Genomic DNA, 20,827 nt, shown 5'->3' with positions numbered 1-20,827 from the left:
GTCATCTCATGAATCAAGTTCCTTATCTGGAGTTTTGCGGCATCAGCAAGGAGTTCCCCGGCGTCAAGGCGCTGCAGAACGTCTCCTTCTGCTGCCAGCAGGGCTCGGTGCACGCCCTGATGGGGGAGAACGGCGCGGGCAAATCCACCCTGCTCAAGATCCTGAGCGGCTTTCAGGCTCCCACCACCGGGGTGGTGAAGCTGGCGGGCCAGGAGAAGGTGTTTCAAGACACGGTCGACGCCCTGGAGAGCGGGATCGCCATCATCTATCAGGAGCTGCATCTGGTGCCCGAGATGAGCGTGGCGGAGAACATCTACCTGGGGCAGCTGCCCACCCGGCGCGGCGTCATCGATAGGGAGAAGCTCTATCAGGATGCGGCCAGACAGCTGGCGCGTCTCGGCATGGATGTGTCGCCGGAGACGCCGCTCAAGTACCTGTCCCTCGGGCAATGGCAGATGGTGGAGATCGCCAAGGCCCTGACCCGGGACGCCAGCGTCATCGCCTTCGACGAGCCGACCAGCAGCCTGTCGTCCCGCGAAATTGAGCAGCTGTTTCGGGTCATCCGCCAGTTGCGGGACGAGGGCAAGGTCATTCTCTATGTCTCCCACCGCATGGACGAGATCTTCGCCCTGTGCGACGCCATCACGGTATTCAAGGATGGCCAATTCGTGCGCACCTTCGCCTCCATGGCCGAGGTGGACCGGGATCTGCTGGTCAAGACCATGGTGGGACGGGAGCTGACCGACATCTATGGCTACAGCCCCAGAGCGCTCGGGGAGACGGGCCTCAAGGTGGAGCACCTGATGGGGCCTGGCCTCAGGGCGCCCATTTCGTTCGAGGTCAGACGGGGGGAGATCCTCGGCATCTTCGGGCTGGTGGGGGCTGGTCGCAGCGAGCTGATGAAGCTCATCTTCGGTGCCGAGAAGCCCCGAGGCGGCGAGATAGCGGTGTTCGGCAAGCCGGTGGTCATTCGCAATCCCATCGACGCCATTCGCAGCGGCATCATGCTCTGCACCGAAGACCGCAAGGCGCTCGGCATCATCCCCATCCACTCGGTGCAGGAGAACATCAACATCAGCGCCCGCCGCCACCAGGCGTGGGGCGGCTTCTGGATCAACCAGCAGTGGGAGGACGAGAACGCGAGGCTGCGGATCCGCGACATGCGGGTCAAGACCCCGTCCCCCCATCAGGCCATCATGAACCTCTCCGGCGGCAACCAGCAGAAGGCCATTCTGGGGCGCTGGCTCTCCGAGGACATGAAGGTGATCCTGCTCGACGAGCCGACCCGCGGCATCGACGTCGGGGCAAAGAACGAGATTTACAACGTGATTTACGATCTGGCCAAGGTGGGCATCGCCGTGGTGGTGGTATCCAGCGAGCTGCCGGAGGTGCTGGGCATCGCGGATCGGATCATGGTCATGCGGGAGGGGGTGATAGCAGGGGAGCTATCCCACCATGAGGCCGACGAGGTCAAGGCGCTCAATCTGGCCATGCCGGCCCGTTAATCCCCCGTGACTGTAACGCGATAGCACCCGGAAACTTCAGGAGAAATACCATGACAACAACTACCTCAGCCGGTCAGGCCGCGACCGTCTCGGCGGCCAGCGGCTCCCGCCTGCAACTGGCCCGCGTCTGGGATCAATACGGCATGCTGGTGATCTTCGCCATCCTGTTCCTGCTGGCCTGCGCGCTGGTGCCCAACTTCGCCAGCCTGATCAACATGCGCGGGCTCGGGCTCGCCGTCTCCATGTCGGGCATGGTGGCCTGCGGCATGCTGTTCTGCCTCGCCTCCGGCGAGTTCGACATGTCGGTGGGCTCAGTGGTGGCCTGCTCCGGCGTCGCCTGCGCAGTCGGCATCAACGCCACCGAGAGCATCACGGTCGGCATACTGGCAGGCATGTCGGTGGGGGTGCTGTTTGGCCTCATCAACGGCATCGTCGTGGCCAAATTCAAGATCAACGCCCTCATCACCACCCTGGCCACCATGCAGATGGCGCGCGGGGTGGGCTACATCATCTCCGACGGCAAGGCGGTGGGCATAGTGGAGGAGGGCTTCTTCGAGCTCGGCAACTCCGCCCTGCTCGGCATCCCGACCCCGGTCTGGCTGACGGCGCTCTGCTTCGTGCTGTTCGGCCTGCTGCTCAACAAGACCACCTTCGGCCGCAACACCCTGGCCATGGGGGGCAACGAGGAGGCGGCGCGCCTGGCCGGGGTCAACGTGGTGCGCACCAAGATCATCATCTTCACCATGACCGGGCTCATCGCCTCCATCGCGGGGATCATACTCGCCTCGCGCATGACCTCGGGCCAGCCGATGACCTCCATCGGCTTCGAGCTGGTGGTGATCTCCGCCTGTGTGCTGGGGGGCGTCTCCATGAAGGGGGGCATCGGCAAGATCTCCTACATCATCGCCGGGGTGCTGATTTTGGGGTTGATGGAGAACGCCATGAACCTGCTCAACATCTCCCCGTTTGCCCAGTACGTGGTGCGCGGCCTCATCCTGCTCGCCGCCGTGCTGTTCGACCGCTACAAGCAGGTGCGCAAGGCGCGCGCCTGAGCGGTTGTCCCCTCCGGCACCAGGTCGGCCCATGCTGGCCTGGTGCCTCCTTCAGGCAAGCTGTGAGCCAGTTCAATAAATTCACATCAGGCCGCTTGCGAAAATAGGTTGTTCCAACGCCGGATCTCTACAATGGCCCAAGCCGATTTTTTTACCCAAGCGCTGTTTTCCGCCATGTCCTCGATGCAAAAAGAGAAGCCGAAACAACTCAACCCCCTGTTGCCGGGCTACGCCTTCGACGTCTTCCTGGTCTCGGGCATGACCCCCATCGAGCAGGGGAGCGCCCTCGACTTCATCATCGACAGGCCCCTGGGGATGAAAGGCTTCATCGTCAACCTGACCATCAGGGGCAAGGGGCAGATCTTTCAGGGGGATCAGGCCTTCACCGTGGAGCCGGGGGACCTGCTGCTGTTTCCGCCGGCGGCCGTGCACTATTACGGCCGGGCGCCGGATGCCCGGGAGTGGTATCACCGCTGGGTCTATTTCCGGCCGCGGGCCTACTGGGCCGACTGGCTCAAGTGGCCCCAGGTGACGGAGCGGGTGGGGCGATTGCAACTGGCTGACGCCGGCTTGCTCGCCGAATTCGACGCCCTCTTCCTCGACATCGAAGAGACCCACCAGCAGCTGAGGCCCATGTCGGAACAGCTCGCCATGAACCTGCTTGAGCGGCTGCTGATTCGCTGTTACGAGGCCTCGTCCCTCAGTGCCTATCCCACCCTAGATCACAGAGTTCACCAGGCGTGCCAGATCCTGAGCGAATCGCTCTGCGCCGAGATCTCGGTGGAGGCGCTGGCGGAGCAGGTGTTTTTGTCCCCTTCACGGCTGGCCCACCTGTTTCGCGAGCAGGTGGGGGTGAGCATAGTGCGCTGGCGCGAGGATCAGCGGATCATGCGGGCCAAGCTGCTGCTGCAGACCACCCCCATGTCGGTGGCCACCATAGGCCAGCAGGTGGGCTATGACGATCAGCTCTACTTCTCGCGGGTGTTCAGGAAACGGGTCGGGGTCAGCCCCACCGAATACCGCAAGTGCGCCACCCCGTTGTGAGAAGAACCCAGAGATGACAAAGCCCTCATGATGAGGGCTTGTTTATTTGGGGGCCTGGGCCTTGTCGTTGCCGATATCAGCCCTGGCGAGCCTTGAATCTGGGATTGCTCTTGCAGATCACGAACAGCTTGCCGCGCCGACGCACGACCTGGCAGTCCGGGTGACGTGACTTGGCGGATTTCAGGGAGGCGAGTACCTTCATGACTTCTCTTTTCCTTTGTTGAAGAATTGGCCGAATCGCTGACCGAAGCGGGCGACTTGTCCTTCCTTGCCGACCTGCTTCTGCTTGCCGGTATAGAAGGGGTGAGAGGCACTGGAGACGTCCAGCGTCACATAGGGATAGGTGTTGCCATCTTCCCACTGCCTGGTGCGATCGGTCTGCAAGGTGGATCCGATCAGGAAGCAGGTGTTGCTGGCCAGATCGTGAAACAGGACCTTGCGGTATTGAGGGTGAATGTCGGGGCGCATGATTGTCTCTTTTTGTTATGTTATAACACCAAATCATAATGCGACGGATGAGAATCAATATCAACCATTTTTTTCTCCCGAGGTGGCCAGGCAGGATGGAACGCGCTGAGAAAGGGGAAGCAGGGGGAATGCGGATGAGGTCATGACAGAGGGGAGTGATGGATTGTTGAGCGATGGAAGGGGAACGAGAAGTTGAGTCTTTACTTTTGGTTTTTACTGTATAAAAATACAGTTAACCATCATGGAGACGTATCCTATGCGCCTGGAAATCATCATCGACAGAAAACATCAGATCCCCACTGCGACCATGGAGGCGCTGCGCCAGGAGTTGCTCAAGCAACTGGGCGAGCGATTCCCTGATCTGCATGTGCGGGTCGCCCCGGGCAGTGCCATGGCCTTGACGGTCAGCCGCGCCAGCAAAGAGGACAGGGAATTGGCCGAAGCCATGGTGCAGGAAGTGTGGGAGAACGCCGAGAGCTGGATGCCGGAGGCAGAAGGCGCCGAGGCCTGATCAGGGGGTGGTTGTCGATTTGCCTGTCCTGATCGGGCTGGCGTTCACCCCGATTTGAACGAAACGCAGCTCAAGGCTGCGTTTCGTGTTTGTGGGCAGGCAACCGGGCACTTAGCCAGGCCAGGAGATTCAGAGCCCGGCCCAGCGTTTGAGGCTGCCGCTCTGTACCCGCTGGTTGGCCTCTGCGATGTCGCCATTGGCGCGAAGCGCCTTGAGGGCAATGGGCAGGGCAGTGCGCACCTCGTCGGCCGTCATCCCTGCCTGGAGGGCGGGATGGTAGGCGAGCTTGAGCAGCACATAGTCGAGACCTGTGGGGAAGCTGTCGATGCTGTTGTCATTGAAGATGGAGGGAAACACCTTGTTCGAGTCGTTGGGCAGCCCCATCACCTGGGTGAGTTCTTCCACCACGCAATCCAGGAAGCGGCCCTTGGCCCGGCTGTAGTCCACCGGGATGATGATGGTGGCACGGGTGATCTCGTAACGGGCATTGGTGGCGAAATTGGCCAGACAGACCCCCTCCTTGAGGGCAATGCCGACAGAGTCATCCTGGCGCATGGTTCGGCCGGCCCAGCTGGCCATCTGCTGGTGCCTTGTCATGATGAGGGTGAGATTGGGGTTGTCGTTGACGAGCTGTATGGGGTGGCCGGTGATCCTGGCCAGATGCTGGCTCTGTACCTTGACCACCTCGGCCTGCAGCGCCTTGTCGCCAAACTCGTTGATGAGCTTGAGGCGGATGGGGCCTTGCCAGCGGGAGAAGTGTACCTGGCTCTCATGGCCATATTCCCGCTTCATGGCGACTTCCATGAAGCTCTGGACCAGATAGTCGTTGCTCTGCCAGCGTTCGGTGGCCTGCAGGGAGCCGGGCAGCAGCGCGGCGAGCCACAGGGCCAGCATCCGGCCTGGCGCGGTATGCCGAGGGCTGCGCCCTGAACGAGTGTGCCCTGGGATCATCTTGCCTCCTTGCAATCGATAGGGTCAGCCCGAGGTGCGTTCGATGTCACGCCAGGTGAGCCAGAGCCTGAGATCGAACTCCAGTTGATGATAGTCCGGTTCCATGTGCTGACAGAGCTGATAGAAGGCCTTGTTGTGATCCTTCTCCCGCAAGTGGGCCAGCTCGTGCACCACTATCATCTTCAGGAAGGCGGGATGGGCCTCCTTGAACAGGGCGGCGATGCGGATCTCGTTCTTGGCCTTGAGTTTGTTGCCCTGTACCCGGCTGACATAGGTGTGCAGGCCGAGGGCATCCTTGATCACATTGATCTTGCCGTCGAAGATCACCTTGGAGAGCGGTGCCGAGCTTTTCAGGTAGCGGTTTTTCAGCTCCATGGTGTAGGCAAGCAGCGCCTTGTCACTCTGGACGAGGTGGGTCTCGGGGTAGCGTTTGGCCAGCATCTCGCCGAGTTTTCCCGCCGCGATCAACTGCTGTACCTGGTGCTTGAGGGGATCAGGATAGCCCCCCAGATAGGTCAGTTCCGCCATGATGTCTCCCCCTTCACACTAAAAAAGAGCGCCATTGTAATCATGATGGGCCCCCTTGAACACAGGTCTGCACGTCAATGAAAGGGGCCGTCGCTGTTGCCAGCGACGGCCCCGACTTTCGTCAATCTGTCTCAACGACGGCGATAGAGACCCGGATCCACCTCTTGGTAGCGGTCCGTCAGATATTGATAGAAGGCGAGGCTGGAGGGAGAGCTCGGCGTTTTCAGCTGCTCTGCCACCCGCTCCGGCTTGGCGATGATGAACTTGGGATCCTGCCGCCGGATGTCGGCCAGCACCCGTTCGCGCACGTCATAGGGCGGATTGACGTTGGCGAAGAACAGATAGGCGGAGGCGGGCTGGCGATCTGTCCACAGATAGTATTGCGGCTGTATGCCGTCGACCCAGATCTTGTCGGTCGGCCCTGTCTCGGCCTTGATCCTGTCGACCCGCACCTGGGCCGGCGGATTGAACGGCTTGCCCTTGAGGTTGCCCTCCCAGGCGTTGTTGACCAGCAGCGCCAGCATGGCGAGCGACGCAAGCCAGGGGGTGGCGCTGCGCACATCCCAGGCGCGCCACAGCGGCACCAGGATGAGCACCGGCAGGGCCCACAGGAGGCTGTTGCCAAGCACTTCGCGCACCCGTTCAAGCGACCACTCCTTGGTGCTCCAGCCATAACCGAGCTGCTGGGCCAGCAGCCAGCTCGCGGTCAGTACCACCAGGGAGATGCAGAGCAGGCCCAGGGCATCGGACTGCTGCTCGCTGCGATCCAGCAGGCAGGCCAGAGGCAGCAGGCCAAGCTGCAGGTAGAGCACGTCGTAGTGATCGAACACGTGGCCGGAGACGGAGTTGGCGATCAGGGTGAAGAGCACGCCGAACAGGGTGGCGCAGAGGGCGGGCAGATACCACTCCTGGCGGCGTCCCAGCATCAGCACCATGAAGGCAGGCAGCAGCATGACGAGGCCGGTGCGCAGCAAGCCGACGGCCCCCACTTCCGGCGAGAAGCCGTTGCCATAGCTCCCCTCGAAGAAGATGCCGAAGGCGTAGTATTTGAATTCGTCCAGCAAGCCGTGGTGCTGGAAGTAGGCAAACAGCGGGCCGCCGACCAGGGCCAGCCCCAGCAGGCTGGAGCAGAGCAGGCCGAAGGCGCAGCGCCACTGCTCACGCAGACACCAGTGGCAGAACAGCACCAGATACCAGGCTCCCCAGAAGGCGCCGTTGTTGGTGCGCATCCAGGCCACGATGGCGAAGGTGAGGGCCGCCACCAGGGCCGGGCCCCAGCGAAACTGCTTGTCCAGCAGCAGGGTGATGAAGGCCCACTGGGCGATGAGGGCCAGGTGGAAGGTCCAGTCCTCGGTCATGTTGCCGTAGTAGTAGCGGGTGCTGTAGAGCGCAAGGATCGCCAGCATGCTGCCGAGGCGGGCCCGCAGGGAGAGCCCCAGCTGGGAGAACGCCTGCCAGCTGGCGAGCAGACCGAGCCAGCAGAGCACCCACTCCAGCAGCCAGATCCCGAAGAAGCCGCCCAGGGAGTAGCCGAGGGCATCGAGGGCGAAGATCATGGGGCCCTTGATGTCGATCATGTCCCGATAGAGCACGCCCCCCTCGCTCCACATCTTGCCCATCACAGCGAACAGGGAGGCATCAAAGCCGGGCGCCATGCCGTGGAACAGCGGGTTGCGCAAGCAAAACAGCAGCGCCATCAGGGCGGTGAGCAGGACAACCAGCGGCTTGAGCCCGGGGTTGTAGCGCTGAGGGGTAAAACGGATGGCGTGATTCATGGATGACCTGTTCCTGCGGGAAAGACGTAAAAGCGGGCCTATCTTGCCGAGGCCGGCAGTCCGATGCAATGGGCTGGGGTGATGTGTTTGAAATAATGTATAAAAGTAGCGTTTTCAGTGCCCGCAGTGGGCTAAATGATTAGCGAGACCAGCTGTTGACTGGTGTTGCCGAGGCCGGCAGTCCGCTGCAATGGGGCTGGGGACTGTGCTTGAAAAATGTAACAAGCGCCGCTCTCACGAAGAAAAGCGGCGCCTTGACAGGGGAGGGCCCGGCGAGGGGCCTCAGGCCATGGGACTGGCGCCCTGGTATTCCACCAGTGCCGGCAGGGGGGCCAGCTCGGGCAGATGGCGGGCCCAGCGGATAAAGGCATCGGCCAGGGTGATGCCGAGCTCCTGATTGTGCTGGGTCAGGGTGCGGGCCAGGGCCGTGTAGCCCTCCTTGCCGGAGGCGGTGTAGGCGCTGGAGACCCCCCGATAGATGGCATCCATCTCGACGCTCTGCCACTGCCCCGGGCTCGCCTCCCATTCGAGGCGGGTGATCCTGCTCCCCTTGGGCCTGTCTGCCTGATAACTGAAGCGCATCCCGGCGGTGTAAGGGAAGCTGCCGCTGCCATTGCCGACCACGCCGTTGTTGGTGGCGTTGTCGATGGCCCCCTCCAGCGCTTCTGCCAGCTCATGGCCGTGCACCCGGTAGAGGGTGAGCGGGATGGCAAAGGGCAGCAGGCGCCCGGCGATGTCCGCCTCGCTTAAGGGGCCGGGTTCGAGGGAGCAGCGCACCCCCCCTGCGTTGTGCAGGGCGAAGTCCACCTGACCCACCTGCTCGCGGGCACCGGCCAGCATGGCGCTTGCCACCAGGGGGGCGACCTGACTGCCGGCGGGCAGGGCGGCATCGGGCAGGCGCTGATGGTGCAGTGGCCCGGCGAGGCGGGTCACGATGCGCCGGGTCATGGTCTCGAGCTCGGGCCGGTAGCGCCTGGCCAGATGCTGCTCGATCTCGGGGGCCGGCTCGCAGAAATGGAGACCTGCCGGCGGGGGCGAGGCAAAGGGCCAGGGCTGCCAGGGCAGCCACTCCAGCTGGCCGCGGCTTTGGCAAACGCGCCCGCGCTCATCAAATTCCAGCTCGCACACCCCGAGACACAGCGCGCTGTGGGCCGCATGCAGTATGGCGACCCCCTCGATCATCAAGGGGTAGCTCCCCTCGCTCATCAGTCCGAGCGGGGCCAGATCCCCCAGCTGGCTGTGGGTGTGGCCACCGACAATCAGGCTGAGCTCGGGGAAGCGGGCCGCCAGCCGCTTGTCCTGCTCCAGCCCAAGGTGGCTGAGCAATATGATGTGCTCTATTCCTTCGGCCTTGATCTCGCCGAGGGCGGCGCTGAGGGTCTCTTCGATGCCGTGGAAGCGGGTATGGGGATCCGGGCTCGCGATGGCGGCCATCTGCGGCAAGGTGATGCCGAGCAGGGCGAAGGGGACGCCGTCGATGACGCGCCTGTGCCAGGGGCGGCTGGCATCAAACAGCTGTGGCAAGCCGTGCAGCCGCAGCGGGGCATCGGCTGGCTCCTGGCTGCTGTCGAGGTTGGCGGCCAGCACCGGATAGTCGAGCTGGCGCAGAAACTCCACCAGGGGGCCGTTGCCGAGATCGAACTCATGGTTGCCGATCACCATGGCATCCGGTCGCAGCAGGCCGAGCAGGTCGGCGTTGGCCCGCCCCTTGAAACGGTTGAAATAGAGCGACCCCTGGAAGGTGTCACCCCCGTGCAGCAGCAGGCAGGTCTGGCCCGCGGCGGCGGCCTGCTGGCGCAGGGCGGTCAGCCGGGTCAGGATGCGGCCGTAGCCGCCACATTGGGTGCGCCACTCGGACTCACCCTCTGGGGAGAAGCGCATGGGCGCGCCATCGAAATGGGAGTGGCAGTCGCTGAAGTGGGCAAGTTGAACCGTAATACTCAAGGCTCGGTCCTCCTTAGGGAAAAAGAGCACCGAGTCTACTGCAAGGGGAGGGGGGGATGCCAGCCCGGCAGACGCCGGGCTGGAAAAGCGTCAGACGGTACTCAGGCAGGCACCAGGATCTGGGTGGCGAGGATCACCACCAAGAGGCCGACGGCGACCGGCATGGAGGTGCGTTTGACCACCTCGAACGGGGACAGATTGCCCATGCCCGCACAGGCGACCACCACCCCGGAGACCGGCGAGATGGTGCGACCCAGGTTGGAAGCCTGCAGCATGGGGATGACCAGGTAGGCGGGATTGACGCCCAGACTGGTGGCCAGGTGCGGGATCAGCTCCACGAAGGCGTAGAAGGGGGCGTTGCCCGAGCCTGTGGTGAAGGCGGCCAGGGTGGTGATGACCACCAGCACCAGCATGATGATGACGCCGCCTGTGCCAAAGCTCTGGGCCAGATCCAAGAGGTTTGCGATGAAGCCGAGCCCCATCAGCCCCTGGGCGAAGACCCCGGCTCCCACCAGCAGCATGACCACGCCGGCGAAGGCGTCGGCCATGCTGCGCCAGCACACCTGCAGACCGTCCAGCAGCTCGCGGCCGTTGCGCTTGCGCACCAGCTCCAGCAGGGCGGCCAGCACCAGACAGATGACGATGATGGTGACGATGTCGAGCTTGGGGCCCAGCTTGCCGTCAAACAGCAGCACGCCGATGATGGGGGTGAACGGCAGTATGGCGTAGAAGCCGGGGGCGTCTGTGATGAGATCGCTCGGGGCAACCGCCTCGTTGTGCTCGCCGGACTTTCTGTCCAGATAGCGCTGCCAGAAGAAGTGGGTCACCGCCATGGCGGCTATGGCCGTCAGGGAGATGGGCAGGGTCAGCTTGAAGGCAAACTCGATGAGCTCCATGTTGGCGGCCTGGGCGGCCATCACCACGTCCCCGGAGGTGGGGGCCAGTATGATGGCGGCCGGGGAGGCGCACACCGCGGCCGCGGCGCCTCGGGAGATCCCCATGTTGACCATCAGCGGGAACAGGGTTGCCATCAGCAGCACGCCGAGGCCGGTGGCGGAGCTCACCGCCAGCGACATGGCACAGGCCACCAGGTAGGCGGCCACCAGCAATATGTAGGGGGACTTGATGATGCCAAGGGGCTTGCTGGCCAGCTTCACCAAGATGGTGTTGGCGCCGATGTGGCTCATGTAGCCGGCAAAGCCGCACAGCACCATGATCAGCATGCCGAGGCCGCCCCCCCTGTCGACCAGCAGGAAGCGCACGTACTCGAACACGTCTGTGGCCACGTGGCCGGTGGAGGTGACGCTGGCTGGCAGCACCGCCTTGCCCATCAGGGCGGTGATCGCCAGCAGCAAGAGGCCGCCGCTGAGCAGCACCCCGGTCGCCGAATAGCCCTTGAAGATGTAGCGACCCACGGCCAGGGTGACCAGGGTGCCAATAAGGAGTTCCATCATAAATAGGTTCCTGAGTATGGAGTGACGTCGGGCATCTAACGGGCTGAGCAGAGGGTTGGACTGGCTAGCTCGACATGTGCCAACAAAAACGCCGGGATTATTACCTCATAAGGAGTAATTCGCCATGGGGATGGCGGCTGGCTGTGATCTCCCTTGCAAATCCCCATTCTGAACGGGTGGAAGCGGCCCCTTTGCCTCCCCCGGCTCCGAGAGCAGGTGACAGCGCCCCTGATCGCGGTTAATCTCCCACACTGACTATTAATTCATTGATTATTAATTGAAATTACGCCGGACTCACAAGGAGCAAGGCAGCACGACGATGGGACTCTTCAGCAAGACAGGGGCGGTGGCGGCCCTCATATATGCCGCCTCAATCGGAGCAGCACCCTCCCATTATGCAGGTATTCGGGTGGCGCCCGATATCAAGGTCGATTTCCAGTTCTATCGGGTATCAGGGGCCGATGTGGCCGCCGTGATGCGCCAGATCACCGCCTTGTCGCCTGCCCAGGCGGACGGCCATATCGGCAGGGCCAGCTATCAGCTCTCCTGGCAGTTGCAGACCAGGGCGACCCCGGCGCGCTGCGAGCTGGATCAGGCCCAGGTGACGGCCCGCATCCAGGTCAGGGTGCCGAACTGGATGGACAAGGGCAGGGCGTCCGCGGCGGAGCGGCAGAAGTGGGACAAGCTGGTGGCGGCCATGTTCGACTACGAGAGCCGTCACAAGGACATCTTGCTCGAAAGCGTCAGCCAGCTCGGCATCCGGTTCGCCCAGTTGCCCGTCGCCCGGGATTGCGCCGCCTTGCAGTACCAGGGCTGGCAACAGGGGCAGGCGGTGCTGGAGGCGACCCGGGATCGATTCGCCACCCTGGCGCAGCAGACCGATCGGGGGCGCAAGCTCGGGGTCAGCTGGCCAGAGGGCCGCTGATCGTCATCGCCAATAAAAAACGGGCTTCCCTTGGGGAAGCCCGTTTTGTTTGAGGTCCAACCTGGGTGGGGATCAGGACGCCGGATCGCGCAGGGGCTTGCCCTTGAGCAGCCTGCGTACCCAGTAGCGGGCCGGATGCAGCGCCTCCAGCAGATCGGCGGCCAGCGGCAGCGGATCCCCGCAGATCTCGCTCGCTATCAGCTCACCGCAGAGCGGCGCCGAGCACAGACCCCGGGAGCCGAGGGCCCCCAGCACATAGAGACCGGCGTGCAGGGGCAGCGCGCGCTGCTGATCAGCGGGGGCTTTAGGGTCTTGATCCGCCAGGCTTGCCAATCTGGCGATTGGCCCTGCCACCGGCAGGTGATCCCGGCTGGCGCAGCGAACACCCACCCGCGCCTCGTTGCCGCTCACGTCCACCTCGGCAGGCCAGCTTTGATCCGGCAGGCAGGCTTGCAGCCGCGCCCGGTTCTGAGCCTGCTCCTCGGCACTGAATGCGAGGGTGCTCTGGTTGCGGCCATAGCTGGCCCCGATGCAGTGCGCTCCGTCGTGGGCCGGGGTGAGGTAGCCGTCGTAGCAGAGCACAGTCCTGAGCTGGCTTAACCGCGCCGTGGTCGGCACATGGCTCACCTGACCGCGCACCGGGTAGAGCGGCAGCTCCGCGAAGGGGAGCAGGGCGGGCAGCCGGTGACCGGCGGCCACCACCAGGTTGGGGGTCTGCCACTGGCGGCCATCCAGGCTCTCCACCTGCCAGCCGTCTGCCAGCTCGCTGATGGTGCTCACCGGTGTGTGGTACTCAAGGCGCAGCAGACCGCTGGCTTGCGCTTCTTTCAGGGCGGCGCGGGTGAGATCCGCCGGGCAGAGCCAGCCCCCCAGGGGGTAGCTGACGCCACCGTGGCCGCAGGGCAGGCCGACCACCTGCTCAACTTCCGAGGCAGAGAGTGGGTGCATCAGCTCGGGGGGGAAGGGACCCTGACCCATCTTGGCGAGCTTGGCGGCGGACTTGTCGTCGTAGCCGAGCTGGGTGACGCCGCACAGGGAGAAGGCCACGGGATGGCGCGCGGCCAGGGTCAGCAGCCGCTGGCGGGCATAGCCGAAGGCGAGGGAATAGAAGCGCGACAGGGCGTCGTGCTCCCCGTTGAGCAGGGGATAGAGCGCCCCCTGCCGGTTGCCGGAGGCACCGGTGGCGGGCTCGCCCTCTTCGCACAGCAGGGTCACCTTGCGGCCTCGCTCCACCAGGGAGAGCGCCGTCATGGCCGAGGCGATGCCGCCGCCGATGATCAGCACCTCGCCGTCCCGGCCGGCGGGGCGGGCATACCAGGGGGAGATGCTCTGCTCGGGCACTTTGTCCTCCCGCCTCCCAGCCAGCATCTCCCGCTTGCTGCCGTGTCCCTTCACCTTCTTCATGGCAAAGCCGGCGTCAATCAGACCGCGGCGCACGAAACCGGCGCAGGTAAAGGTCGAGAGGGTCGCGCTGGGGCGGGCGAGGCGAGCGAGGCCATCGAACAGCGCTTGTGTCCACATCTCGGGATTCTTGGCAGGCGAGAAGCCATCCAGATACCAGGCATCCACCAGACCCTGGGGGCCGTGAGGCACCTGGGGCAGCATCTCCTTGATGTCGCCAAGCCAGAGATCGAGGCGGATGCGGCCGCCGGCAAAAATGAGGCGGTGGCAGCCGGAGACCGGCAGCGGCCACTGGTCGATGAGAGGCTGGCTTAAGGACGCGAGTTCGGGCCAGGCCGCCAGGGCCTTGCAGAGATCGGCCTGGGCCAGGGGGTATTTCTCGAAGCTGATGAAGTGCAGGTGCGAGCCGTTGCCGGATTGGGGGGCCTGTTCCAGGAAGGCGGCCATTGTCGCCAGAAAGTTAAGACCTGTGCCGAAACCTGTTTCGCCAATCACGAAACTGTCACTATCGTGGTGCGAAAATCGTGCCGGTAGGTGATTTTGCAATAAAAAGACGTAGCGGGTTTCACTTAGACCGTTATCATTGGAAAAGTACACATCCCCGAACTCACTGGAGACTGGAGTTCCCGCTTCATTCCAGTCCAATCGGGCATGATGTAAGGATGTTTGACTCACGTTTTCCTCTGCTCGCGTCATAAATTCGCGGGCATTCTACGTGAAAGCAGACCAGTTTGGCAGCCGAAAGCGGGTAGACTCGGTGCCAGTTTTTCCAGACGAGATGAATTAATGAGAAGAGCAGTGATCACCGGTATCGGCGTCATCTCCAGTATCGGCAACAACAAGGAAGAGGTGCTGGCCTCCCTGAAAGCAGGCAAATCCGGCATCACCTATTCCGAGCAGTTTGAACAGTACAACCTGCGCAGCCGTGTCTGGGGTAACATCAAACTCGATCCGTCTGAACTGATCGACCGTAAAGTCATGCGTTTCATGGGTGACGCCGCGGCCTATGCCTATCTGTCCATGGAGCAGGCCATCGCTGACGCGGGTCTGCCAGAGGATCAGGTCTCCAACGAGCGTACCGGCATAGTGGTCGGCTCCGGCGGCGCCTCCGGCAAGAACACCTCCGAGTCTGCGGACATCGCCCGTGAGAAAGGGGTCAAGCGCGTGGGTCCCTACATGGTGCCGCGCACCATGTCCTCCACCACCTCTGCCTGCCTGGCCACCCCGTTCAAGATCAAGGGTGTCAACTACACCATCAGCTCCGCCTGTGCCACCTCTGCCCACTGCATCGGTCACGCACTGGAGCTGATCCAGCTTGGCAAGCAGGACATCGTCTTCGCCGGCGGCGGCGAGGAGCTGGACTGGTCTTCCACCATCCAGTTCGATGCCATGGGTGCCCTCTCCACCAAGTACAATGACACCCCGGAGAAGGCGTCCCGTACCTATGATGCGGACCGCGACGGTTTCGTCATCTCCGGTGGCGGCGGCATTCTGGTGGTCGAGGAGCTGGAACATGCCCTGGCCCGTGGTGCCCACATCTATGCCGAAATCACCGGTTACGGTGCCACCTCCGACGGCTACGACATGGTCGCCCCGAGCGGTGAAGGCGCGGTGCGTTGCATGAAGATGGCGATGCAGGGTGTCGGCTCTGTGGATTACATCAACACCCACGGCACCTCCACCCCGGTCGGTGATACCAAGGAGCTGGAAGCCATCCAGACCCTGTTTGGCAGCAATGCGCCCAAGCTCTCCGCCACCAAGGCCATGACCGGTCATGCCCTGGGCGCCGCCGGCGTGCACGAGGCCGTCTACTCCCTGCTGATGATGGAACACGGCTTCATCGCCCCCAGCATCAACATCGAGAACCTGGACGAGAAGGCCGTGGGTCTGCCCATAGTGCGCGAGTACGAAGCCGCCGATCTCAATACCGTCATGTCCAACAGCTTCGGCTTTGGCGGTACCAACGCCTCCCTGGTGTTCAGCAAGTTCAAGGCTTGATGCTCACCGGATTGACATAGAAAAAGGCGCCGAAAGGCGCCTTTTTTATGGGTCAGATCATCTCAGCCGGCTCGGTCAGCGGCAGTCGCATATAGACGGCGCCCTCGCCGTACTCCTCCAGCGACTTGGGGGTTTTGGCTGGCACGAAGCCCTGCTTGCGCCAGAAGGCGGGGGCATCCTGAACCGCAACCAGACCTGCATGGCGATACCCTTCGCGGCTCGCGAAATCGAACGCCGTGGCCAGCAGTCGCTGCCCGACGCCCAGACCGCGGGCCTGGTCCGAGACCGCGAGATCGTGCAGATAGAACTCTTCATGACCGGCCAGCGCCGTCATCGGCACCGAGAGAGGCGGGGGCTGGTGGGCACGCCAGGGATGGCAGAGCAGATAACCGAGCACCCGGCCCTGACGCTCGGCGACCCAGCAGCAGGCGGGGGCGAGCTCTGCCTTGTTGCTCATCACCTCGAGGGGCTCGGGCTCCAGCTGGTGGTAGCACTCGCTCTGAATGGCCATGATGGCGGGCCAGTCGAGGGCCCGTATGGTTCTGATCTTGATCATCGTACTTGAGGGCGCGTGCCCCTGGTCAACCCTTGAAAGAAGGGGGTCAGCATAACCCAGGGGGCGTGCAAATTGAACCGCAGCCTCTCTTGGCTTAGCGAACGGCCTCTTTGCTCACCACCTTGATCAGCTGATAGCGCACCGAGGAGGCGTCTGCCGGCACGTCGGTGAGCTGTTCGGTACGCACTTCCAGTTGATAGCGGAAACCAGGCTCGAAGGTGAAGCCCTCGATCTGCTGGTAGAAGAGGGTCCAGCTCTCGCCCGGCTGGCTGCGCACCTGCATGCACTTCATGGGGGCGACACCGACGCAGTCGGCCAGCTTGTCCTGGACATAGAGGGTCTGGGTGGTCGGGGTGCTCTGGCAGGCGCTGAGCAACAGGGCGGAGCAGAGGAGCAAGGGTTTCATGATGGGTGTCCTTGGCGTAAAAGGGCGCGATTAAACCCTCAAATGAAAAGGCGGTCAATGACCGCCTTTGTAACAAACCATGACAACTCGCCGGATCAGCGCTGATCGAGGGGAGTGAAATCCCGTTGGGCCAGGCCGGTATAGAGCTGACGCGGACGGCCGATCTTCTGATCCGGATCCGAGTGCATTTCGTTCCAGTGGGCAATCCAGCCGATGGTGCGGGAGATGGCGAAGATCACGGTGAACATGGACATGGGGATGCCGATGGCCTTCATGATGATGCCGGAGTAGAAGTCCACGTTCGGGTAGAGCTTCTTCTCGATGAAGTAGGGGTCGGAGAGCGCGATGCGCTCCAGCTCCATGGCCACATCCAGCAGCGGATCCTTGATCTGCAGCTCGGTCAGTACCTCGTGGCAGGTTTCGCGCATCACGGTGGCACGGGGGTCGTGGTTCTTGTAGACCCGGTGACCGAAGCCCATCAGGCGGAACGGATCATTCTTGTCCTTGGCCTTGGCAATGTACTCGGGGATGCGATCCACGGAGCCAATCTCTTCGAGCATCTTGAGGCAGGCTTCGTTGGCACCGCCGTGGGCCGGACCCCACAGGGAGGCGATCCCCGCGGCGATACAGGCAAACGGGTTGGCGCCGGAGGAGCCGGCCAGACGCACGGTGGAGGTGGAGGCGTTCTGCTCGTGGTCCGCATGCAGGGTGAAGATGCGATCCATGGCGCGCTCGACGATGGGGTTGACCTTGTACTCTTCGGTCGGCACGCCAAACATCATGTGCAGGAAGTTGCCGGCATAGGAGAGGGCATTGCGCGGCTGCATGAAGGGCTGGCCGATGGAGTACTTGTAGCACATGGCGGCCAGGGTCGGCATCTTGGAGAGCAGACGGAAGGCGCAGATCTCGCGATGCTCTTCGTTGTTGATGTCGAGGGCATCGTGATAGAAGGCGGACAGGGCGCTGACCACACCGCACATGATCGCCATGGGGTGGGAGTCACGGCGGAAGCCGCGGAAGAAGAAGGCGATCTGCTCGTGCACCATGGTGTGGCGGGTGACCAGGCGTTCAAATTCCGCGTATTGCGTCTTGGTGGGCGCCTCGCCGTACAGCAGTATGTAGCAGACTTCCAGGTAACTGGCCTGGGTGGCCAACTGGGCGATGGGATAACCACGGTGCAGCAAGACACCCTGATCTCCGTCGATATAGGTAATGGATGATTTGCAAGCACCGGTGGCCATAAAGCCGGGGTCGAAGGTGAAGTACCCTTGCGAGCCCAGTTTTCTGACATCGATTACATCGGGTCCAACAGTACCGGACAGGATCGGTAGTTCTACCGGCTCTTTTCCGGGCAGATGTAGGGTGGCTATCTTATCAGCCATAGCACGTCTCCTTTGCTCTTTTATAATTTGGTTCCAGTCCTACTTTATTACGACTTTCATGACGCTGGCAAAGGTTCTTACCCGTACCACGGCGGCTGGAGCGCCTTATTTGAACCAGAGAACCACTCTCTTGTCAATTTTCCTGAATGATCATTAATGACTTGTTAAAGCGGTTGTGAGATCTGGTTTACGGTTTTGGGTTTTCTATGTAGCTAATTGATTGTCATTGGTTAAGGCCGCCGATATACTGCGCCTCGTGGGTGATGGCCGTCGGTGTTTGAAACGCTTTCGCAAAGCCAGATGTGATATCTAAAATGTTGTTTTTGGCTTTTCCGAGTTGTTTTGGTAACAAAAACCTAACAAATGCCACTCCTCGCCCTCAAAGCGTGTGAAAACAATAACTAACGTGCTCAATGGAGCTGAGTGGGCAAAGCCGTGAAAAATAAACAGAGACCTGTAAACCTCGACCTGCAAACGATCAGCTTTCCTGTCACCGCCATCGCTTCCATCTTGCACCGTGTCTCAGGGGTCATCACCTTTGTGGCGCTGGCCATCTTGCTGTGGATGCTTGGAACTTCACTCTCCTCTCCCGAAGGATTTGAAACCGTCGTTGCCATCATGGACAACTTCCTGGTCAAGTTCGTGTTGTGGGGGATCCTGACTGCGCTGGCATACCACATAGTGGGCGGCCTGCGTCATCTGGTCATGGACATGGGGCATTGGGAAGAGCTGGATTCCGCGAATCAGAGTGCCCGGGTGGGCTTCGTGATTACCGGGATTCTGGCGGTATTGGCGGGGGTACTGGTATGGTAACCAATTCTGCAACTTTCGGGCGCAGCGGTGTTCATGATTACATCCTGATCCGCGCCACCGCCCTCATCATGACGGCTTACGTCCTCTATCTGGTGGGCTTTGTCGCCTTCAACGACATCACCTACGAGGTGTGGACCGGCTTCTTCGCCACAACCTTCACCAAGGTCTTCACCCTGCTGACGCTGCTGTGCGTCCTGATCCACGCCTGGATCGGTCTGTGGCAGGTGCTGACCGACTATATCAAGCCGGTCGGGCTGCGCGGTGCGCTGCAGTTTGCGCTGGTGGTGGTGCTGTTCGTCTATCTGATGACGGGTTTCGTCGTGCTGTGGGGTGTGTAAGGTGACTATTCCAACTCGTGAATTTGATGCGGTCGTGATCGGTGCCGGTGGTGCCGGCATGCGCGCCGCGCTGCAGATTGCCCAGTCCGGCAAGAGCTGCGCACTGCTTTCCAAGGTTTTCCCGACTCGTTCCCACACGGTTTCCGCCCAGGGCGGGATCACGGTCGCCCTGGGCAATGCCCATGACGACAACTGGCAGTGGCACATGTATGACACCGTCAAGGGCTCCGATTACATCGGTGACCAGGAAGCGATTGAATACATGTGCAAGACCGGCCCCGAGGCCATCTATGAGCTGGAGAACATGGGCTTGCCCTTCTCCCGCTTCGACAACGGCTCTGTCTATCAGCGCCCCTTCGGCGGTCAGTCCAAGAATTTTGGCGGCGAGCAGGCGGCCCGTACCGCGGCGGCTGCCGACCGGACCGGTCACGCCCTGCTGCATACCCTGTATCAGCAGAACGTCAAGAACAAGACCACCGTCTTCTCCGAGTGGTATGCGCTGGATCTGGTGAAGAACCAGGACGGTCACATCGTCGGCTGCACCGCCATCGACATGGAGAGCGGCGAAGTCGTCTACTTCAAGGCCAAGGCCACGGTGCTTGCCACCGGCGGCGCCGGTCGCATCTACCAGTCCACCACCAACGCCCACATCAACACCGGTGACGGCGTCGGCATGGCGCTGCGCGCCGGGGTCGGCGTGCAGGACATGGAGTTCTGGCAGTTCCACCCCACCGGCATCGCCGGGGCAGGGGTGCTGGTGACCGAGGGTTGCCGTGGTGAAGGCGGCTATCTGCTCAACAAAGATGGCGAGCGCTTCATGGAGCGTTATGCGCCCAACGCCAAGGATCTCGCCGGTCGCGACGTGGTGGCCCGCTCCATCATGATCGAGATCCGCGAAGGCCGTGGCTGCGACGGTCCCTGGGGCCCGCACATCAAGCTCAAGCTGGATCACCTCGGCAAAGAGGTGCTGGAATCCCGTCTGCCGGGCATCTGCGAGCTCTCTCGCACCTTCGCCCACGTGGATCCGGTCAAGGAACCCATTCCCATCATCCCCACCTGCCACTACATGATGGGCGGCGTGCCGACCAGCGTGAACGGCCAGTGTCTGACCCAGGATAAAGACGGCAACGACGTCCCCGTGGTCGGCCTGTTCGCGGTGGGGGAAATTGCCTGCGTCTCCGTGCACGGTGCCAACCGTCTGGGTGGCAACTCCCTGCTGGATCTGGTGGTGTTCGGTCGTGCCGCCGGCATGCACCTGGTGGAGACCCTGGGGGAGATGGATCATGGCCGCGAGGCCTCCGAGTCCGACATCGCCGCGGCGCTGGCCCGCTTCAATCGCTGGGAGAACAACCGCAATGGCGAGGATCCCGCCGAGATCCGCCGTGACCTGCAGCGCTGCATGCAGAACAACTTCTCCGTGTTCCGCGAAGGGGACGCCATGGCAGAAGGGCTGGCCGAGCTGAAACTCATCCGCGAGCGCCTCAAGAATGCCCGTCTGGACGACACCTCCAAGGAGTTCAACACCCAGCGCATCGAGTGCCTGGAGCTGGACAACTTGATGGAGACGGCGTTTGCCACCGCGGTTGCCGCCAACTTCCGTACCGAGAGCCGGGGCGCCCATAGCCGCTTCGACTTCCCGGAGCGTGACGACGAGAGCTGGCTGTGCCACAGCCTCTATCATCCGGACACCGAGTCCATGACCCGTCGTGCTGTCAACATGTCTCCGAAAACCCGTGAGGCATTCCCACCCAAGGTGCGGACTTACTGATTGCGGAG

20 protein-coding genes are annotated in these 20,827 nt (G+C 62.4%); 9 read left to right on the top strand and 11 right to left on the bottom strand.

What is annotated here, in order from left to right; translation table 11 throughout:
• Positions 1 to 8 precede the first annotated feature (8 nt).
• The 3 genes from araG to araC all read left to right on the top strand — a co-directional run bounded on the left by araG (position 9) and on the right by araC (position 3,601).
• Complete coding sequence (gene araG / locus HB860_RS08575) at positions 9 to 1,505, top strand: L-arabinose ABC transporter ATP-binding protein AraG (protein ID WP_247626344.1); 1,497 nt, start codon at positions 9 to 11, stop codon at positions 1,503 to 1,505.
• A 50-nt stretch (positions 1,506 to 1,555) separates the two neighbouring features.
• Positions 1,556 to 2,557 (top strand): L-arabinose ABC transporter permease AraH, encoded by a 1,002-nt coding sequence (gene araH / locus HB860_RS08570; protein WP_247626343.1) that lies wholly within the window; start codon positions 1,556 to 1,558, stop codon positions 2,555 to 2,557.
• A 132-nt stretch (positions 2,558 to 2,689) separates the two neighbouring features.
• Positions 2,690 to 3,601 carry an arabinose operon transcriptional regulator AraC gene (gene araC / locus HB860_RS08565; RefSeq protein WP_348773026.1) on the top strand — a complete coding sequence of 304 codons (912 nt, stop codon included), beginning with the start codon at positions 2,690 to 2,692 and terminating at the stop codon, positions 3,599 to 3,601.
• Positions 3,602 to 3,677: 76 nt separating this feature from the next.
• Here the strand turns inward: araC and ykgO are convergent, their stop codons facing one another.
• On the bottom strand, positions 3,678 to 3,803 hold the full coding sequence (gene ykgO, locus HB860_RS08560; RefSeq protein ID WP_025326720.1) for a type B 50S ribosomal protein L36: 126 nt from the start codon (positions 3,801 to 3,803) through the stop codon (positions 3,678 to 3,680).
• On the bottom strand, positions 3,800 to 4,069 hold the full coding sequence (locus HB860_RS08555; RefSeq protein WP_247626342.1) for a type B 50S ribosomal protein L31: 270 nt from the start codon (positions 4,067 to 4,069) through the stop codon (positions 3,800 to 3,802). Before HB860_RS08555 ends, ykgO begins: the two co-directional genes overlap by 4 nt.
• Before the next feature lie 256 nt (positions 4,070 to 4,325).
• Between HB860_RS08555 and HB860_RS08550 the strand changes: the two genes are divergently transcribed.
• Complete coding sequence (locus HB860_RS08550) at positions 4,326 to 4,580, top strand: DinI family protein (RefSeq protein ID WP_171273977.1); 255 nt, start codon at positions 4,326 to 4,328, stop codon at positions 4,578 to 4,580.
• A 129-nt stretch (positions 4,581 to 4,709) separates the two neighbouring features.
• Here the strand turns inward: HB860_RS08550 and HB860_RS08545 are convergent, their stop codons facing one another.
• The 5 genes from HB860_RS08545 to dcuC form a co-directional block, all read right to left on the bottom strand.
• Complete coding sequence (locus HB860_RS08545) at positions 4,710 to 5,474, bottom strand: DUF2927 domain-containing protein (protein WP_247626357.1); 765 nt, start codon at positions 5,472 to 5,474, stop codon at positions 4,710 to 4,712.
• 81 nt (positions 5,475 to 5,555) lie between these two features.
• Positions 5,556 to 6,059 carry a M48 family metallopeptidase gene (locus HB860_RS08540; RefSeq protein ID WP_139435395.1) on the bottom strand — a complete coding sequence of 168 codons (504 nt, stop codon included), beginning with the start codon at positions 6,057 to 6,059 and terminating at the stop codon, positions 5,556 to 5,558.
• 131 nt (positions 6,060 to 6,190) lie between these two features.
• Positions 6,191 to 7,834: a hypothetical protein gene (locus HB860_RS08535; RefSeq protein WP_247626341.1), complete on the bottom strand. Its 1,644-nt coding sequence runs from the start codon at positions 7,832 to 7,834 to the stop codon at positions 6,191 to 6,193.
• Positions 7,835 to 8,116: 282 nt separating this feature from the next.
• Complete coding sequence (locus HB860_RS08530; RefSeq protein WP_247626340.1) at positions 8,117 to 9,778, bottom strand: bifunctional metallophosphatase/5'-nucleotidase; 1,662 nt, start codon at positions 9,776 to 9,778, stop codon at positions 8,117 to 8,119.
• 101 nt (positions 9,779 to 9,879) lie between these two features.
• Positions 9,880 to 11,232, bottom strand: coding sequence for an anaerobic C4-dicarboxylate transporter DcuC (gene dcuC, locus HB860_RS08525; protein ID WP_202045304.1), 1,353 nt, complete (start codon positions 11,230 to 11,232; stop codon positions 9,880 to 9,882).
• A gap of 319 nt (positions 11,233 to 11,551) precedes the next feature.
• Here dcuC and HB860_RS08520 point away from each other — a divergent pair, with 319 nt between their 5' ends.
• Entirely contained in the window at positions 11,552 to 12,157 is a 606-nt protein-coding gene (locus tag HB860_RS08520; protein WP_202045306.1) for a DUF922 domain-containing protein, read from the top strand.
• 72 nt (positions 12,158 to 12,229) lie between these two features.
• Here the strand turns inward: HB860_RS08520 and mnmC are convergent, their stop codons facing one another.
• A complete protein-coding gene (gene mnmC, locus HB860_RS08515; RefSeq protein ID WP_247626339.1) occupies positions 12,230 to 14,254 on the bottom strand; it encodes a bifunctional tRNA (5-methylaminomethyl-2-thiouridine)(34)-methyltransferase MnmD/FAD-dependent 5-carboxymethylaminomethyl-2-thiouridine(34) oxidoreductase MnmC in 2,025 nt (674 codons plus the stop codon).
• A gap of 90 nt (positions 14,255 to 14,344) precedes the next feature.
• Between mnmC and fabB the strand changes: the two genes are divergently transcribed.
• Positions 14,345 to 15,556, top strand: a complete 1,212-nt coding sequence (gene fabB / locus HB860_RS08510; protein WP_202045310.1) for a beta-ketoacyl-ACP synthase I — start codon at positions 14,345 to 14,347, stop codon at positions 15,554 to 15,556.
• A 52-nt stretch (positions 15,557 to 15,608) separates the two neighbouring features.
• Here the strand turns inward: fabB and HB860_RS08505 are convergent, their stop codons facing one another.
• The 3 genes from HB860_RS08505 to HB860_RS08495 all read right to left on the bottom strand — a co-directional run bounded on the left by HB860_RS08505 (position 15,609) and on the right by HB860_RS08495 (position 17,900).
• Complete coding sequence (locus tag HB860_RS08505) at positions 15,609 to 16,112, bottom strand: GNAT family N-acetyltransferase (RefSeq protein ID WP_247626338.1); 504 nt, start codon at positions 16,110 to 16,112, stop codon at positions 15,609 to 15,611.
• A 94-nt stretch (positions 16,113 to 16,206) separates the two neighbouring features.
• Positions 16,207 to 16,518 carry a DUF4377 domain-containing protein gene (locus HB860_RS08500; protein WP_025326732.1) on the bottom strand — a complete coding sequence of 104 codons (312 nt, stop codon included), beginning with the start codon at positions 16,516 to 16,518 and terminating at the stop codon, positions 16,207 to 16,209.
• A gap of 95 nt (positions 16,519 to 16,613) precedes the next feature.
• On the bottom strand, positions 16,614 to 17,900 hold the full coding sequence (locus HB860_RS08495) for a citrate synthase (RefSeq protein ID WP_025326733.1): 1,287 nt from the start codon (positions 17,898 to 17,900) through the stop codon (positions 16,614 to 16,616).
• A 423-nt stretch (positions 17,901 to 18,323) separates the two neighbouring features.
• Between HB860_RS08495 and sdhC the strand changes: the two genes are divergently transcribed.
• The 3 genes from sdhC to sdhA are packed head-to-tail and all read left to right on the top strand — an operon-like array spanning position 18,324 to position 20,819.
• Positions 18,324 to 18,713 (top strand): succinate dehydrogenase cytochrome b556 subunit, encoded by a 390-nt coding sequence (sdhC, locus tag HB860_RS08490; protein WP_025326734.1) that lies wholly within the window; start codon positions 18,324 to 18,326, stop codon positions 18,711 to 18,713.
• Positions 18,707 to 19,051: a succinate dehydrogenase, hydrophobic membrane anchor protein gene (sdhD, locus tag HB860_RS08485; RefSeq protein WP_005326929.1), complete on the top strand. Its 345-nt coding sequence runs from the start codon at positions 18,707 to 18,709 to the stop codon at positions 19,049 to 19,051. The genes sdhC and sdhD overlap by 7 nt, the downstream gene beginning before the upstream one ends.
• Before the next feature lies 1 nt (position 19,052).
• A complete protein-coding gene (sdhA, locus tag HB860_RS08480) occupies positions 19,053 to 20,819 on the top strand; it encodes a succinate dehydrogenase flavoprotein subunit (RefSeq protein WP_202045315.1) in 1,767 nt (588 codons plus the stop codon).
• Positions 20,820 to 20,827 lie beyond the last annotated feature (8 nt).

It is taken from the genome of Aeromonas genomosp. paramedia (assembly GCF_023093515.1).
Taxonomy (GTDB): Bacteria; Pseudomonadota; Gammaproteobacteria; order Enterobacterales; family Aeromonadaceae; genus Aeromonas.
The sequence above is the reverse complement of the archived record's forward strand: the minus strand, read 5'-3'. Positions and strand labels throughout refer to the sequence as shown.